This window comes from Peribacillus sp. YIM B13481, assembly GCF_042787985.1.
Taxonomy (GTDB): domain Bacteria; phylum Bacillota; class Bacilli; order Bacillales; family DSM-1321; genus Peribacillus; species Peribacillus simplex_A.
The window spans coordinates 64,589-80,645 of record NZ_JBHZPE010000019.1 but is presented as its reverse complement, the minus strand read 5'-3'; the positions used below and the strand labels follow the sequence as shown (position 1 = coordinate 80,645).

The following is a 16,057-nucleotide window of genomic DNA, read 5'->3' as shown; positions in this document are numbered from 1 at the left end:
GCACTTCCGCTCCAATCAACCTTAAATAGTTTCGTTTTAAAAACAACAATCTTTACGAAAAGAGCCAAAATAAAAAACCAATCCCTCATGCGCGGATTGGTTTTTTAAAACATTGAAATGATGGTATTTCATGCGCGTCCGTTCCATAATAGGCCCATCGCTGGTGGCTTCGTCTCCATCTTTTACCTGACACGGAGTTTTCGGTACCGTTATTTTGGTCGATTGTATCGGTCGGTTTTATACTTCTTCACCTCATATTTGAACTTCCTTTTATCCATATGTAGACGAATGTCCATTTGTGCAATCTTCGCTCGAATTACATTCACGATCTGTATTCTGCAAGACGCTTAATGTCAAATTAATATTCCAGAAAATATTCCCTGTGTATTTTTTGAAAATAACCCTATATTTTTTAGCTTTCATGCACTAAAATTTGATATAGTGTTCTTAATGATTTAAACTCATTAAATCAAGATAGTCATTCCTGGCCCCTAAATCAACGTGGAGGCCAGCGGAACTAAATTTTTTTATCTTAGAAAAAACGAGGGATTCCTATGTGGGAATTATTATTAGAATTCGATTATCAGACCGTTCGTCATGCGGTATGGGCAGGTTACTTATTGACCTTTGTCTTTCCACTGGCTGCGTTTTACTTCTTAAATAAAAAGCAATCGCTTTTGAATGATAAATATCAAGCTTCGATTCACTCAGATAAAGGTAAATCCCCTGTTCAAGCATGCAGCATTTTTGACTGGCGGGGTGCACAGCGCTTTTTCACATTTATCCGGCAAAAGCAAAAGGATTCACTCGATGATTCAGATGAACCAAGCCTCCTTATTGTTGTTTAACCACTTACAATTCGAGGAGGAATTATTTTGAAGAAGAAAAGCATGTTACTAATTACCGTCCTATTTTTAGCTACGACCCTTTTGACAGGATGCTCTGCAGCAACGAGCGGCCCATTTCATACAGCATTGGTTAACCCCATGACAAAAATGCTTGAATTCAATGCTGATATATTTAATGGTAACTATGGTTTAAGTATCATTATGATGACATTTCTCATCCGTCTAGTCTTGCTTCCACTGACTGCCAAGCAATATAAAACACAGCTCAGCATGAAAACGAAGATGAATGGGCTGAAACCAGAAATGGCAGCAATCCAGCAGAAAATTAAAGAGACTAAGGATCCAGTTAAACAAAAGGCCCTGCAACAGGAAATGATGCAGCTATACCAAAAGCACGGAGTCAATCCGCTAAATATGGGCTGTCTGCCGCTTTTAATCCAAATGCCGATTCTAATGGGCTTTTATTATGCGATTCAAGGTTCCCATGAAATTGCGACCCATAATTTCCTTTGGTTCAGCCTTGGCCAGCCGAATATTGCCATGGCGATTATCGCTGGTGTCATCTATTATTTCCAATCAGTCATTTCCATGAGACAAATGCCGGAAGAACAGCAGAAACAAATGAAGGTGATGAGCCTGCTCTCACCAGTGATGATTTTATTCATTTCTTTCTCCGCTCCTGCAGCATTGCCACTGTATTGGTCAATCGGAGGTTTATTCATGATTGTTCAGTCCATCGTGCTGCAACGAGTTTATAAAAAAGATCATGCCAATGTGCCTACGAAGAATGAAACGGTTATGAAAAAAAGCTAATCCAAATTGGATTAGCTTTTTTTTTCATTCAAGGACTTTTCATTCACTGACATGTCTCGAGTAAAGATTGCCGTCTATATAACAAATAGTAAACAAGACATTTTGAACCTTTATTACCATTTTTATTTTTGAAATAAAAAAGAGTCCTTTCGACACCCGTAGAATAGCATGTTTTTTTCATATTCCTTCCGTTCTCTTTTCAAACCAGAGGTATTTTCCCTTATTTTTCCATCCACACTCTTCCTACAATGTGTTCATTTTCACGAAATAGCATTTTTAATTCCAAAATATGACATTTTTCTCATATGTTTATTGGTTATCATTAACATGGTTCTACGTAGTGGCCAATTATTTAGAAAGGAGGGGAAATTGGGTATAGGCTGGTCGCTTTTTGTTCTTTGAAAATGGAATAGGAGGAAAAAACTTGCAAAACAAAAGAAAATGGTTAGGTTTATTATTCACGATCATACTTATTGGATCGATCATTCTGCCGACAAGCTCCATCACAGCAGCATCTAATAAACTTCATACTTCCGCTAAAGATGAATTATCGGGAAAGAATCAAAAGAAAATCGCCGCAAAAGTACTTTCCCAATATGAAAAAAACGAAAAGGTGACATTTCTCGTTAAATTCAAAGAACAAGTAGACACCAAGGACGTATCCTCAAAAGCTGCAAAAACAGCAAAATCACAAAAATTATCTGCAAATAATTCAAAGTTACTTAAACGATCAAGTGTAGTCTCCGAGCTTCGTGCTACTGCTCTTGAAACACAAGTCAATATTAAGAACTACTTAAAAAAGCAAGAAAAAGCCGGTAATGCAAAGGATTTTCAATCTTTTTATATTGTTAATGCGATTGCCGTGACAGCCACAAAGGATGTTATGGAGCAAATCGCAGTTTTCCCCGAAGTAGAAAAAATTATGCCAAATGAAACAAGACAGCTTATTACGCCGGCAAGCAAGACTGTCGCTTCGAAAGCCCTTAAAAGCTCAAGCGCAAGTAAAACGAAAGCAGAAACATCTTCCGTTGAATGGAATATCGAAAAAATCGGAGCACCTGCTGTCTGGAATATGGGCATTGATGGTGCGGGTACGGTTATCGCTTCTATCGATACAGGAGTTCAGTGGAACCATCCAGCACTGAAAACAAAGTATCGCGGGTATAATCCTGCCAATCCAGACGTGCCAAACAATGAATATAATTGGTTTGATGCAGTTGGCGGACAAGCCGCTCCCTATGATGACTTGGGTCATGGAACACATACAATCGGTACGATGGTAGGTTCTGAACCAAATGGTGCAAATCAAATCGGAGTTGCCCCAGGTGCCACATTCATTTCCGTTAAAGCGTTTTCTGAAGATGGCGGGTCAGACATAGATTTATTAGAGGCAGGAGAATGGGTTATCGCTCCGAAAGATGCTTCTGGAAATCCCCATCCTGAGAAAACACCTGATGTTGTCAATAACTCTTGGGGGGGCGGAGCAGGTCTCGATGAGTGGTACCGTCCAATGGTACAAGCCTGGAAAGCTGCAGAGATATTCCCGGAATTTTCTGCAGGAAACACTACATTATCAAATCCAGGCGGTGCTGGTTCAGTAGCGAATCCAGCGAACTATCCAGAGGCATTTGCCACTGGAGCAACCGACCTAAACAATAAAGTCGGCAGTTTTTCCTTACGCGGACCATCACCCTACGGAGAAATTAAACCGGATATTTCTGCACCAGGCGTCAACATTCGTTCTGCCGTTCCTGGCGGTTCATATGAAGGCGGATGGAACGGGACATCTATGGCAGGTCCTCACATTTCAGCGGTTGCTGCTCTATTAAGACAAACAAATGCCAGCTTAACAGTTGACCAACTTGAGGAAATCTTACTAACAACTGCTACTCCATTGACAGACAATAATTATCCAGTAACGCCCAACCATGCCTATGGCTATGGCCTTGTAAATGCATTTGATGCAGTTTCATCAGTTGTAAGCGGACTTGGGAAAATTGAAGGAAAAGTAACCAAGTCTGGAGATGACTCAGAAGCAGCTGTCATTTCGCATCAAGCACCAGAAAAGTCGTATAAAAAAATGAATCTATCGCTTCAGGCTGAAGTGTCTGATAATGTAAGTGTCACTTCCGTTACCCTTAGCTATCAAAAAGCCGATGGAACTTGGGCTGAAATCAAAGGTGAAAAATCTGACGGTGACCATAAATCGGGAACGTTTGAGGCTACTATTCCGGGTTCGGAGTTGACGGAAGATACCATCGTTTATAAATGGACCGCTATAGACTTCGGTGGTTCAGAGACAGCTACAGATGATTATACCATCGATCTTTTGCCTGGAATTGGATTAGGTTATACAGAGGATTTCGAAGAGAAACCAACAACTGGATGGAGCTCATTTGGCACGAATAATGACTGGGATTGGGGCGTTCCGTCCAGCGGACCAGGTTCTGCATCTTCCGGTCAAAAGGTTTATGCAACAAATCTTGCTGGAAACTATTCCAATGGTGCCAACATGAGTCTGCAGATGCCTCCAATCGATGTTCCAGAAGGGACAAGCTATTTACAATTTAAACATTGGTACGAACTTGAAAAGAATTATGATTTCGCCCATTTATTTATCTCTAAAGATGGAACGAACTGGGTTCAAGCAGCTCGTTTTAACGATAAGTCCAATAGTTGGATTGATGGTGAAGTAAACCTTAGCCAATATGCTGGAGAACGAATCTATATTGCCTTTAATGTAACATCTGATGGTTCAGTCCAAAAACCTGGCTGGTATATTGATGATGTTAAATTGGCTGATACTGCCCTTCAACCATCTGCAAAAGCTAAAACAGGATTAGGTATAAACAAGTCTGACTCTTCCGTTTCAGCCAAACCGAAAGTTGATCCTGATAAAATTAAGCCCATTGCGGAAAAAGTGAAAAGTGACCCTAAAAAAGCACAGCCTGCTCCATTACTTCTTCCATTGCAGGCCCAGGTCAGTGTTTTAGAAACAGGAAGATCTGTGTATACAAACCCACAAGATGGTTCCTACCAACTAACACATGCATCAGGTTCATACACTTTGCAAGCAGAAACTTATGGGTATCTATCGCAAACAGCAAGAGTCAACGTAGAACAGGATGACATATCAACTGCGAACTTTACACTTCAAGAAATTCCCAAAGGTACAATCAACGGTACAATTACCAACAAAATTTCTGGTGAACCAGTTTCTGGTGCTACAGTTTACCTTCTTGAAGATGCTGCCATTAAACCGGTTACCACAAATTCAAAGGGTGAATACTCCTTAACTGCTTATGAAGGTAAATACACCTTGAAAGTCATGGCTCCTTCTTATTACGGCAATGAAGCATCAGTAACGATTTCGGACGGTAATAACTCCACGAAAGATATTGAACTGAAACCGTTCATCGGGTACCCAGATGAGATTAAGTATGACGACGGAACAGCAGAAAATGCCCGTGCCTATAATGCGGCAGGAAACAGCTGGGCAGTAAAGATGTCGCTAGCTTCGGGAAATAAATCGGCAAATGTAACCGGCGCTCTCTTACGCTTCTGGGATACCACATGGCCTGTTCCGGGCGGGACTGAATTCCAAGTTTCTGTATATGATGCTTCAGGAACAGAAGGATCGCCAGGTAAAAAAATCGCAGGTCCTTTCAATAAGACTGCGTTGCGTGACGGTCAATGGACACATATTGATCTGAGCGAGCATGGAATCATGGTTGAGGGTGATTTCTTTATTGTTTATACCCAATCGAAGGCCAATCCGAATGCTCCAGGATTAGGTACAGATGAAGATGGACCTAATGCAGGACGAAGCTGGCAGGGTGTCGGTGGTTCATGGTCGCAATCACCAACTGAGGAAGGAAACTACATGATTCGTGCCACTGTCAATTACGAAGTGAAGGAACCTGTAATTACCTCTCCTAAAGACAATGCGTATTCGAATCAAAAAGAAGTAACAGTTGAAGGTATATCCGCACCTGCAACAAAGGTAGATATTTTTAACAAAGGTGAGAAAGTAGCAAGTACTGACTCAACTGAAACAGGAACCTTCACTGTTCCAGTCACATTAAGGAATGGTGAAAATACTTTGACAGCAAAAGCTCGAACTAGTCAAGGTTCTACTGAGGCCTCTCCATCTGTAAAAGTGATATTGGATACGGCTAAACCGGAACTTGCAATTACTGCACCTGCAGACGGTTCCAAAACCAACCGTGAATCGGTAATCGTTACAGGTACGATTTCGGATGAAAACCTTAATAATGTCAAAGTAAATGGTCAGAAAGCTACTGTGAGAGACAACACCTTTTCCTATCGACTAATGTTGAATGAAGGTATCAATTACATTAAGGTAGTCGCACTGGACAAGGCAGGCAATAAAAGCACAAAATCCGTCTCGATCGATGCAAAGTATATCGCCCCGGAAATAACTGATTTATTGCCGAAAGAAGATAAGATCTTGAAAAGCGGCGAATCGGTCAAAATCGAATTTGACAGTGAACCCGGACTAACAACCAGTTTCTCGATACTGATGCCTTTGACAAATGCAAGGAGCATCGCAAATGCAACTGAATTGCCGATGAAAGAAACATCTTCAGGACATTATGTTGGCTACTATACTGCAACAGCGAATGTAAAGGCACCTGGTGCCGTTGTGGAAGTAAAAGCTGCAGATGGTCATGGAAATATCACAACACAAAAAGCGACTGGCATCCTATGGATTAACGCTAATAAATAAGTGCAAAGGCCATGCTTCCCTTTCATGAAAATGGGAAGCATGGCTTTCAAATGTTATAATGGTACTGAAAATTAGCTTTTGATATCATTTTGATTCCAGATTATTTCGCCCTGGTAATGCACTTTCTTTTATTTTTTTGGCAATGGATTTGTCGCAACTTTTTCGAAAAACCGCTCTACATATTCAAAATCCGTGTAGAAGAACAATAATAGATCACCAGGTTGTGATGTTTCCCAAGCTTTTACGAATGCGTCCAATTCATTAAGAACGATAAATGCCTGATCTTTATGTAACCCTGCTTCTACCGCAGCTTCCTTAAGCAGCCTCGCTACTTCGAGAGGCTCCCTTCCCCGCAAATCATCGTCTTCTTTAATGATGAACAGATCAGAATTCATTGCCGCCACCTTGGATAGTCTGATGAGCTCTTCATCAATGCGGTCCCCCGGCCCTGCCAAAACAGTGATAAGACGATTTTTGTTATAGGCACTGACCGTTTCGAATATGGCCTTTAATCCCGCTTCATTATGGGCATAGTCAATGATGATCGTTCGATCATTCAACTTTTTTAAATTGAAACGCCCTTTGGACAAATTCGTATCAGGCATAAACGTGACAGCCTTCCTTCTTAGTTCTTCCATGGATATGCCTTGGGTTTGGGCTGCGGCTAACGCCTGAAGTAAATTGGCGATATTATGACGTGCATTGCCGGAAATCGTTATTGGAATCATCGTGCAATCCATAAACTGAGAAATGACACCATCTGATGAATGGCAGATCATACCTTGTTCATTGACAAACCAAACTTTACATCCTCTCTTAATGGCGGCCTTCACCTGAGGCTGGGTGGCATCTGTAGAAGTAAAAATCACTTCCCCATCTGTAAAAGCTTCCATGGCAGCTACATTCGGATCATCTGCATTCAGCACACAATAGCCTGTTTTTTGAACGATTTCGGCTACCAGCCTCTTTAATTTTATGAGATCATCCAATGTTTCAATTCCATCACGGCCGAGGTGATCCTCACTAACATTTGTAATGATGCCAACATCACACTGACGAAATGCCAGACCTTCACGCAGAATCCCGCCCCGTGCCGTTTCTAATACAGCTACATCAACTTCAGGATGTGCCAATACCATTTTTGCACTGACCGGGCCACTGCAGTCACCTTGATCCAATACCTTATCGCCGATATATACTCCATCGGAATTCGTCATTCCTACCTTCGTATTTTCATTTGAAAGAAAATAATGAACCAATCGGGTCGTTGTCGTTTTTCCATTTGTTCCGGTCACCGCGATGATCGGTATCGCCGCCACTTCCCGTGTCGGAAATAAATAATCGATAATGGCTTTGCCTACATCCCTTTTTTTCCCTTCACTCGGATAGTGATGCATTCGAATTCCCGGTGCAGCGTTCACCTCGATTATCGCAGTCCGTGAATGTTCGATTGATTTTGAGATATCCTCACAGATCAAGTCTATTCCGGCTATATCCAAACCGATTGCTTTTGCGGCAGCACGTGCCATATTCTTAATGGTTGGATGGACCTGGTCCGTTACATCTATTGCCTTTCCACCAGTCGAAAGATTTGCATTGCCGACAACTTGAACCACTTCTCCTTGATTCGGAATTGTATCCAGTGTTCGGTTCGATTTTTCCAAATAACACGTCACGGTATGTGTAAGGGGGATTTTTGACATCGGTTTTTCATGACCTTCTCCACGCAATGCATTACGATTTTCCTTTTCTATCAACTTGCGTATCGTTTCCTTACCGTTTCCAATAACATAGGGAGGAAGCCTTAAACTAGCAGCTATAAGTTCTCCATTTACTATCAATATCCTGTAATCATGTCCTTCAATATGTCGTTCGACAATGTACTTCTCCACATGTGGCTCCAAACAATTGACTACATTGAATAGTTCATCCTTATTTTTAATATGGGTGATGACACCCTCTCCCTGTCTACCGTTATACGGTTTTATAACCAGTGGAAAACCCAGCTTGTCCGCTGTGGTAAAGATTTCTTCAATGGAATGGGCAATATCCCCTTCAGGTACAGATAGGCCACACCCTTTTAATATAGATTTGGTCAATGATTTATCACATGAATTCTCCACGGCAATATTCGAAGTCTGGCTAGAAATTGTCGCCTGGACATACTTTTGCCTTGAACCGGTTCCTATACGTAGTAAACTTTCATCACCCATTCGCTCGACAGGGATATCTTTTGCCTGCGCAGCCTTAAAAATGGCTTCTGTACTAGGCCCCAGTTTATTTTTATAATATAGCTGCTCTATTTGTTTTACATAAAATTGTACATTTATAAGGTTTTCACCATTCAGGATGGCTTCCACAATATCTTTTGCTGCTAAAAAAGCTTGAAGACCTGACTGAGGCTCCTTATAGTCGAAGGTTACATAATAATGACCCTTCTTTTCCATCATTACCGTTTTTCCCCGAATGGCATCAATTCCAGCTAAGTTTTGAAGCTCAATCGTCATATGCTCTAAAATATGTCCCATCCATGTACCTTTTCTAAGCCTTTCAGCAAAACCGCCTCGATACCCTTTTGAACATGTATGGCTTCCCAGGTTCGGGAGCGTCCTCAATAATTTTTCATTGAATCCAGGAATCGAATCAGATGGTTTCTCTTCCAATTCCCCTATATCCAATTCAATGCAAATCGTTGGTGTATAAGCAAAATAATTAGGTCCTTTTAAATAACGGACTCGATTGATAATCATGGTTGGATCCCCTTTTTCATCAACAATTTCCTGGTAAGCAGGTCAAAGCGGTATCCCCTGGTAAGTGCATGAAGATTAAATCCCGAGAGAGTCAACTCTTCACTGCCATTATCGGAAGATGTGATATTGATATAATCACTGTTGCTGCCATCAAGAACTAATACTTGATGTTGGCCAAATACTTCAAAATATCCTTCTTTAACTAAAATTGCTGTATTTTCATCAATGCCAATACCCATAATTTCTTTATTCCCTGCTATCGCACTTAACAGACGGTCAAAGCGGCCACGCTGGGAAAAATGTTGGTCAATTATCAGGTCGTCAAGGAAGCCGAAACCTATCCCAATCTCTACCTTTAACTTATTATCATTCAGCATTGTGTCAGCAGCAACGATCATATGCTTACCTAAAATGGAGGCGCCAGCACTTGTCCCTGCTATCACCATTCCTTTATGCCAGGCATTAGAAAGGGCATGATGGAATTTGGATTTTCCAATCCGCTCAGATAACCGGCTTTGGTTTCCTCCAGTAATGAAGATGGCAGAAAAGGATATCAGCTGTTTACAAATCTCCGGATCGTCTGCATCCTGCCTTGAATCCAGCTTGATCACTTCCACCCTGTCCACGCCTAAATCCCTGAAAATCTTGATATACTCGGTACTCACTTCCTCAGGAATTTCACTCGCTGTAGGCAATATTCCTATTCCGCCATCTGAACGGTTTGCAAGCTCGACAAATTTATTTAATACTTCACCTTCAAGGCACTTATCCTCTGCCCCGCCAATGATAAGTAATTCACCACAATTCATTCCTCATACTCACCTTTACAAATGGATTAAGATCATTAAGTTGCTCTATACAGAACACATAATGACTAGTATGGCAACTTGTCTAGGTCTTCATTCATAAAAATGGCAAACAGCAGAATTTTGTTTAACTTAATGAAAAGAGAGGAAAAGTAATAGAGTAAAAAATAAAAGGAGTGTGCAAAGATGAGCCAAAACCAATTAAAAGAAAAAGTATTGAACATCATCCGTGATCATAAAATAGGAGTTTTATCATCTGTAGAAAATAACAAACCACATTCACGCTATATGACATTTTTTAATGAAGAATTAACTTTATACACGCCAACGAATGCAAATACGGAAAAAATTGATGAAATTGAAAAGAATCCAAATGTTCATATCCTGATTGGTTATGAAAATGAAGGATTAGGCGATTCTTACTTAGAAATCTCAGGTACCTCGAAAATTAACGATTCACAGGAATTAAAAGATAAATTATGGAATGAGTCATTTGAAAATTGGTTTGACAGTCCAAACGATCCAAATTATTTAATCCTTCAAATTAAGCCTGAAAGCATCCGGTTGATGAACAACAATGGTCAACCTCCACAAGAGTTAACATTATAAAAAATTATTATTTGGCATTCACGAGTAAATGCGCGAAACTCACGAGTAAATGCGCGAAATTCACGAGTAAAATGGCAAAATTCACGAGTAAATGTGCGAAATTCACGAGTATATGACCGAAACTCACATAAAATAAAACTATCGCTATAAAAGCCAGTTTAAAACCCGCACTCATATGACTTGAGTGCGGGCTTTTTTCACGATTACACCAACTCTGATTGTATATAATGCAAAATCAGATTGGCCGTATGTTTTAATGAAGAGATATGTGTTCTCTCAAAGGCGTGAGATGCATCAATCCCCGGTCCGATTAGACCATGCACGACATCATACCCTGCCCGGATTGCAGCGGAAGCGTCCGATCCATAATACGGATAAATATCGACACGGTAGTCGACAGCATTCGCTTGGGCAAGTGTGACAAGATGCTGACGCAATTTATAATGATAAGGGCCTGAGGAGTCTTTAGCACAAATGGAAACGCTGTATTCATCCGTCGATTGTCCATCACCGATCGCACCCATATCGACGGCTAAATATTCGACTGTTTTCTCTGGGATATTGGAATTACCGCCATAGCCGATTTCTTCATTGTTGGAAATCAGGAAATGGGTCGTATATGCCAATTTTATCTTTCCTGCGGAAATAAGGTCAATGATATGAAGGAGGATGCCAACGCTAGCTTTATCATCCAAATGCCTTGATTTCAAAAAGCCTGCATCTGTCATTTCCACTCTCGGTTCAAAGGAGACAAAATCTCCAACTGAAATGCCAATGGCCTCCGTTTCCGCCTTGGTTTTCACGACTGCATCGATACGGACTTCAATTGTCTCATCATCACGCTTGGCATCCCCGGCATTTTTATATACATGGACAGAGGTCTGATTGATTAAAATGGTCCCGGTGATAATCGCCCCATCAGCCGTATGGATTTTACAATACTCCCCTTCCACTGAATTCCATCGGAAACCACCGATCATCGTCAATTTAAGGCGGCCATTTGACCTAATTTCCTTTACCATGGCCCCTAGTGTATCGACATGGGCAGTCAGCAAACGATGTTTGCCATCATCTTCTCCTTTTAATGAAGCAAGTAATGCTCCTTTATTCGTGATCTTGTAAGGGACCTGCCTATTTTCCATGAATTCAGCCGCATATTTAATGACTTGCTCCGTATAGCCGGAGGGACTGGGTATTGATACTAACTCTTTTATGTAAGATACGATTTTCTTTTCTTCGATAATACTCATACATATCTCTCCTTTCCTCTTTTTTTTATTATATCTATTCATGCCAACTTTTAACATATAAAGGACCGCCAAATGGCGGTCCTTATATCGATTTAACTCATATGGGCCAAAATAGGCAAGATGGCCATGACTAATGTAGTAATGCCATATATCGCCAAATTCTCCATATTCATTTTTCTTTTCCATTTATCGCGCCATACTTTATATCTGCTCATATCTTCGTTTCTCATAAAAATCCTCCTCCATGATGAAAGTTCAACTTATTTCAACTTTCTTTGCTTGTCGGAAATTCCTTCATATATTCCAAGAAGGTAATTCTCATTCCGTCTAGGAAAGGCAACAATGTCTGCAATGATTTCCTGAGGTTTCAGTAACCGGCCAACCGATTCAGTAAACAATATTTCTAACTCTTTCTTTGTTCATTAGGATATCTCACTAACATAAATACCACACTTCCAATTACTTACTATATAACCTTAATCCACACCCTTGAAACGCAAAAAAATCGACCGCCCATAAAGGCAGCCGATTGGATTCATACAATTTTTTATTTAGTGACACCGACATTGAACCATTTATATTGTCGCTCCGCTAGGTAATCATATCCCGTAACGCGTTCATTCACTCCCGCCAATTGATAACGGAATAATGTCGGAATGACTGGAACCTCTTCATGGATCAATTCTTGCCACTCATTATATGTGTCGATCCGATATTGATCATCGAAAGCTTCCTCTGAAATCCCTTTAGCAAGAAGCTCATCATTTTTATCATTCACCCAGCGGGTATAGTTAAATTCTGCAGATCTAGACCATAAGCCTGATGGATCCGGATCGGAAGCTACTCCCCAAGCAGCTTGGTAAATATCAACTTTGTCATTATCCTTTTTCAAAAGGTCATAGAATGAATTGAACTCATGAAGCCTGCCATCCTGCAATTCAACGTCCAATCCCACTTGTTCCCATTGTTGGATATAATACCTTGCTAAAGGCTCAGAAACATCGGATCCACTCATAGAAGCAAAGTTGATCTTGAACTCTTTTCCATCCGCATCTTCACGAATGCCATCCTTATTCGTATCTACAAATCCTGCTTCATCCAAAAGTTTTTTCGCTTTTTCAGGATCATATTCATATGCTTTTACATCTTTATTGTTATATTTAAAGTTCGGTGTAATGACCGAGTTGGCAGGGAAGCGAAGGCCCTTGAACATCTTTTCGCCAACTTCTTCATTATTGATGGCATAGGCCATTGCCTGACGAAGGCGCTTGTCTTTGAATTTTGGATTCTCATCCATAACATTTTCTTCTTTTTCCTTATCATAATAACCGAAATTGAAACCAATATAGGAATAAGCCAATTCAACTTTGCCCAATAATTCGACATTATCCAATTCCTTGGCCTGTTCATAATGCTCAGCCAGGACCTCAGCTACATCAAGGTCACCATTTTCAAGGGATTTAACGACAACAGACGGATTCACGACTTTCAATGTCACGCTGTCCAATTTTGGAGCACCGCGCCAGTAATCCTTATTCGCTTCGAATTCAACCGCTTCCCCTTGAACGATCTTCTTCACTTTAAATGGTCCAAAACCAATCGGGTTTTTACGGATTTTATCAGAAGATTCCAACTTCGCAATTGGTACATCTTTTAAGTATTCTTTATGAAGCGGATATGTCCATAAACCAGTCGTGACGGATGGATTCCCTTTCTTGAAAGTGAAAGTGATTTTCTTTCCGTCCACTTTAATCCCTGAAATGCTATCGGCTTTCCCTTCATGATACTCTTCCATACCCTCGATTAAAGCCATTTGTTCATCATAGCGTACACCTTTGTAATCTTTGCTTCCCATGACGAGATACGCATATTCTAAATCGGCACCAGTCACAGGCTTCCCATCTTGCCAATTTACATTATCCTTAATCGTAAGTGTAACCGTTTTATGATCGTCTGAAATCTCATAGGAAGCGGCACCTTCATTCGTGAAAACATAGTTTTCGTCTGTATCCAACAAATCTTCATCAAAGAATGTGATAACTTGGTTATCGGGTTCGCCTTGATAGAAAACTTTGTTTAATATCCCTTCAAACGGGGTATTGGATACCAATCCATATGTCAAATGACCGCCTTCAATAGGCTCTCCTTGGTTAGTCGTCTTTGTCGGGAATTTGGAGGTATCAACCTGTTCGACATCTTTCCCTTTTTTCTCTTTCGTTGACGATTTCTCCGTATCATCCGAACATGCAGCAAGCAGTAGAGACGAAATGGCCAATGCACTTAATACCTTACTGTAGCTTTTGATTTTCATATCCTACACTCCCCTTTTTTATCCTCTTCTTTGTCTTGCATCGGCGGCGCGTTTTAACGCTTGACCAACGAAATTTATACTCAGCATCAACACTAAAATCATGAGTGATGCGGGTACCCATATCCACCACTTGTTTTCCAGAACATCTGGATTTTGAGCATAACTGATAAGCGTCCCGAGACTCGGTGTGCTCTCCGGAAGACCGAATCCTAAGAAAGTCAAACTGGATTCTAGGCCAATATTGCCTGCAAGATTCAAAATGAAATTTACGATAATCAGTGAACTGACATTAGGCAGAAGCTGAAACATGATGATTTTCCAATGTGGCGTCCCGAGTGTTTGTGAGGCGTGGATATAGTCCAGCTCACGCTCTGACAAAGCTTTTGAACGAATTAGCCGTGCCTTTCCTGTCCATAAAAACATCGTCATGATCAATATGAAAACATACACATTGAATACTGGTACAATCGTGACTACAACGATGATGAACATCAATTGAGGTAGGGCAATCACGAAATCGATAACACGCATGATCACATTATCGGTTGCCCCGCCAAAGTAACCAGCAAGAAGCCCTAATGATAAACCGATGATTGCCGTGAATAAGGTAATGAACAAACTGATGGTAAATGAGTTTCTCGTACCGATGATCAGTTGTCCGAATACATCCCGGCCACCATAATCGGTACCGAGCCAATAGTCTGAAGATGGCTCCAGATAAATGGAGAGGAAATCGACCTTGGCAATTTCTTTGGCATCCATGAAGAAAGCCGCACCATAAACAAACAGCAAAATAGCTGCTAATATAACCAATGAGCCCATGGCAAGTTTATCCTTTTTAATTTCCTGCCAGATGATTTTGATTCCTGAAGGGCTTACATCTTTCACTTGTATGTTCTTTCCGGTTTCTACTTTCATTTCCATACGACTCACCCCGCCCCTATTCTATCCGTATGCGCGGATCGACCGCACTAAGTATGATGTCCGAAAGAAGGGTGCCAAGCAGAGTGGCAAATCCCGTCATCATGACGATGGCCGTCACTACACTGAAATCCCGCAGACTGACTGAGCTAAGGAAAAGCTGCCCAAGTCCCGGATAACTGAAAATGGTCTCGATTATGACCGCGCCGCCGATCAATCCAGTAATTTCATAACCTAAGAATGCTGCTATCGGTAAAAAAGAATTTCTAAGGATATGACGTGAATATACTTTTGATTCAGGCACTCCCTTTGAACGCGCAGTCCTGACGAAATCCTTGATTTTATTATCGATGATTTCATTTCGCAAATATTGGATCGTACTTGTAGTTGCAATTAATGCTGTACTTAAAGCGGGTAATATCAAATGATTGATCTTACTTACAACATAGGCGAATGTGCCTTCATCCACTTTTGAATCGACACTGCCGCCGGATGGGAACCAATCCAAGGCGAATCCGAAAATGAATAACATGATTAACGCAAAGATGAATATCGGTGTGCCAAACCCTGCATAACTATAACCCGTAACGGTTTTATCCACCCACGTATCGTTATACCTTCCGCTAAGTATGCCTAATGGAATCGCAAGCATATATGTAAAGATCAGAGTGACCAACGCCAGGAACACCGTGTTCCAAAGCCTGTCTTCGATAACATCCATAACGGGCGTTTTATGTGTATAGGAAATACCGAAATCCCCCTGTACAGCATTGGATGCCCACCTTAAATATTGTTGATACCAAGGATCATTCAGACCCAATTCTTCCCTGATCCTATCGAGCTCGGCTGGATTGGCCCTGGGGTTGATTTCCTGGCCTGATAAGGCATCTCCCGGCATGGCTTTGGCCATCATGAAAACGATGATGCTCAATAAAAAGAGCTGCGGGATCATACCTAATAAACGTCTGAGGATAAACTTCCACATATTCTTTCCACCTC

Annotated in this window: 12 protein-coding genes; 4 read left to right on the top strand and 8 right to left on the bottom strand. The window is 41.0% G+C overall.

Annotated elements, in window-relative coordinates:
- The first annotated feature begins 554 nt into the window (after positions 1–554).
- From ACFX4X_RS13145 to ACFX4X_RS13135, 3 genes are all read left to right on the top strand, one after another.
- The gene (locus tag ACFX4X_RS13145) at positions 555–848 is read left to right on the top strand and encodes a hypothetical protein (RefSeq protein WP_061462197.1); all 294 of its coding nucleotides are present in this window, start codon (positions 555–557) and stop codon (positions 846–848) included.
- A gap of 27 nt (positions 849–875) precedes the next feature.
- Complete coding sequence (gene yidC, locus ACFX4X_RS13140; RefSeq protein WP_289320777.1) at positions 876–1,661, top strand: membrane protein insertase YidC; 786 nt, start codon at positions 876–878, stop codon at positions 1,659–1,661.
- A gap of 424 nt (positions 1,662–2,085) precedes the next feature.
- Positions 2,086–6,411: a S8 family serine peptidase gene (locus ACFX4X_RS13135; protein WP_377383998.1), complete on the top strand. Its 4,326-nt coding sequence runs from the start codon at positions 2,086–2,088 to the stop codon at positions 6,409–6,411.
- 128 nt (positions 6,412–6,539) lie between these two features.
- On the opposite strand, the gene cphA is transcribed toward ACFX4X_RS13135, so the two are convergent.
- Complete coding sequence (gene cphA, locus ACFX4X_RS13130) at positions 6,540–9,161, bottom strand: cyanophycin synthetase (RefSeq protein WP_377383995.1); 2,622 nt, start codon at positions 9,159–9,161, stop codon at positions 6,540–6,542.
- Complete coding sequence (locus ACFX4X_RS13125) at positions 9,158–9,970, bottom strand: cyanophycinase (protein WP_089364148.1); 813 nt, start codon at positions 9,968–9,970, stop codon at positions 9,158–9,160. Before ACFX4X_RS13125 ends, cphA begins: the two co-directional genes overlap by 4 nt.
- A 183-nt stretch (positions 9,971–10,153) precedes the next feature.
- Here ACFX4X_RS13125 and ACFX4X_RS13120 point away from each other — a divergent pair, with 183 nt between their 5' ends.
- On the top strand, positions 10,154–10,576 hold the full coding sequence (locus ACFX4X_RS13120; RefSeq protein ID WP_061462194.1) for a pyridoxamine 5'-phosphate oxidase family protein: 423 nt from the start codon (positions 10,154–10,156) through the stop codon (positions 10,574–10,576).
- Positions 10,577–10,779: 203 nt separating this feature from the next.
- Here ACFX4X_RS13120 and ACFX4X_RS13115 read toward each other — a convergent pair whose 3' ends face one another.
- The 6 genes from ACFX4X_RS13115 to opp4B form a co-directional block, all read right to left on the bottom strand.
- Complete coding sequence (locus tag ACFX4X_RS13115; RefSeq protein ID WP_377383991.1) at positions 10,780–11,826, bottom strand: M42 family metallopeptidase; 1,047 nt, start codon at positions 11,824–11,826, stop codon at positions 10,780–10,782.
- 92 nt (positions 11,827–11,918) lie between these two features.
- A complete protein-coding gene (locus tag ACFX4X_RS13110) occupies positions 11,919–12,056 on the bottom strand; it encodes a hypothetical protein (protein ID WP_185147851.1) in 138 nt (45 codons plus the stop codon).
- Between the two features lie 30 nt (positions 12,057–12,086).
- The gene (locus ACFX4X_RS13105) at positions 12,087–12,224 is read right to left on the bottom strand and encodes a hypothetical protein (RefSeq protein ID WP_377383987.1); all 138 of its coding nucleotides are present in this window, start codon (positions 12,222–12,224) and stop codon (positions 12,087–12,089) included.
- A 149-nt stretch (positions 12,225–12,373) separates the two neighbouring features.
- Positions 12,374–14,137 (bottom strand): oligopeptide ABC transporter substrate-binding protein, encoded by a 1,764-nt coding sequence (gene opp4A, locus ACFX4X_RS13100; RefSeq protein WP_377383984.1) that lies wholly within the window; start codon positions 14,135–14,137, stop codon positions 12,374–12,376.
- Positions 14,138–14,155: 18 nt separating this feature from the next.
- Positions 14,156–15,055, bottom strand: coding sequence for an ABC transporter permease (locus ACFX4X_RS13095; RefSeq protein ID WP_377384010.1), 900 nt, complete (start codon positions 15,053–15,055; stop codon positions 14,156–14,158).
- 22 nt (positions 15,056–15,077) lie between these two features.
- A complete protein-coding gene (gene opp4B, locus ACFX4X_RS13090; protein ID WP_061462190.1) occupies positions 15,078–16,043 on the bottom strand; it encodes an oligopeptide ABC transporter permease in 966 nt (321 codons plus the stop codon).
- Positions 16,044–16,057 lie beyond the last annotated feature (14 nt).

Bases quoted from the DNA above. Each gene is read 5' to 3' on its own strand.
- ACFX4X_RS13145 (WP_061462197.1), top strand. From the start codon at position 555: ATGTGGGAATTATTATTAGAATTCGATTATCAGACCGTTCGTCATGCG.
- cphA (WP_377383995.1), bottom strand. From the start codon at position 9,161: ATGATTATCAATCGAGTCCGTTATTTAAAAGGACCTAATTATTTTGCT.
- ACFX4X_RS13125 (WP_089364148.1), bottom strand. From the start codon at position 9,970: ATGAATTGTGGTGAATTACTTATCATTGGCGGGGCAGAGGATAAGTGC.
- ACFX4X_RS13120 (WP_061462194.1), top strand. From the start codon at position 10,154: ATGAGCCAAAACCAATTAAAAGAAAAAGTATTGAACATCATCCGTGAT.
- ACFX4X_RS13115 (WP_377383991.1), bottom strand. From the start codon at position 11,826: ATGAGTATTATCGAAGAAAAGAAAATCGTATCTTACATAAAAGAGTTA.
- ACFX4X_RS13110 (WP_185147851.1), bottom strand. From the start codon at position 12,056: ATGAGAAACGAAGATATGAGCAGATATAAAGTATGGCGCGATAAATGG.
- opp4A (WP_377383984.1), bottom strand. From the start codon at position 14,137: ATGAAAATCAAAAGCTACAGTAAGGTATTAAGTGCATTGGCCATTTCG.
- ACFX4X_RS13095 (WP_377384010.1), bottom strand. From the start codon at position 15,055: ATGAAAGTAGAAACCGGAAAGAACATACAAGTGAAAGATGTAAGCCCT.
- opp4B (WP_061462190.1), bottom strand. From the start codon at position 16,043: ATGTGGAAGTTTATCCTCAGACGTTTATTAGGTATGATCCCGCAGCTC.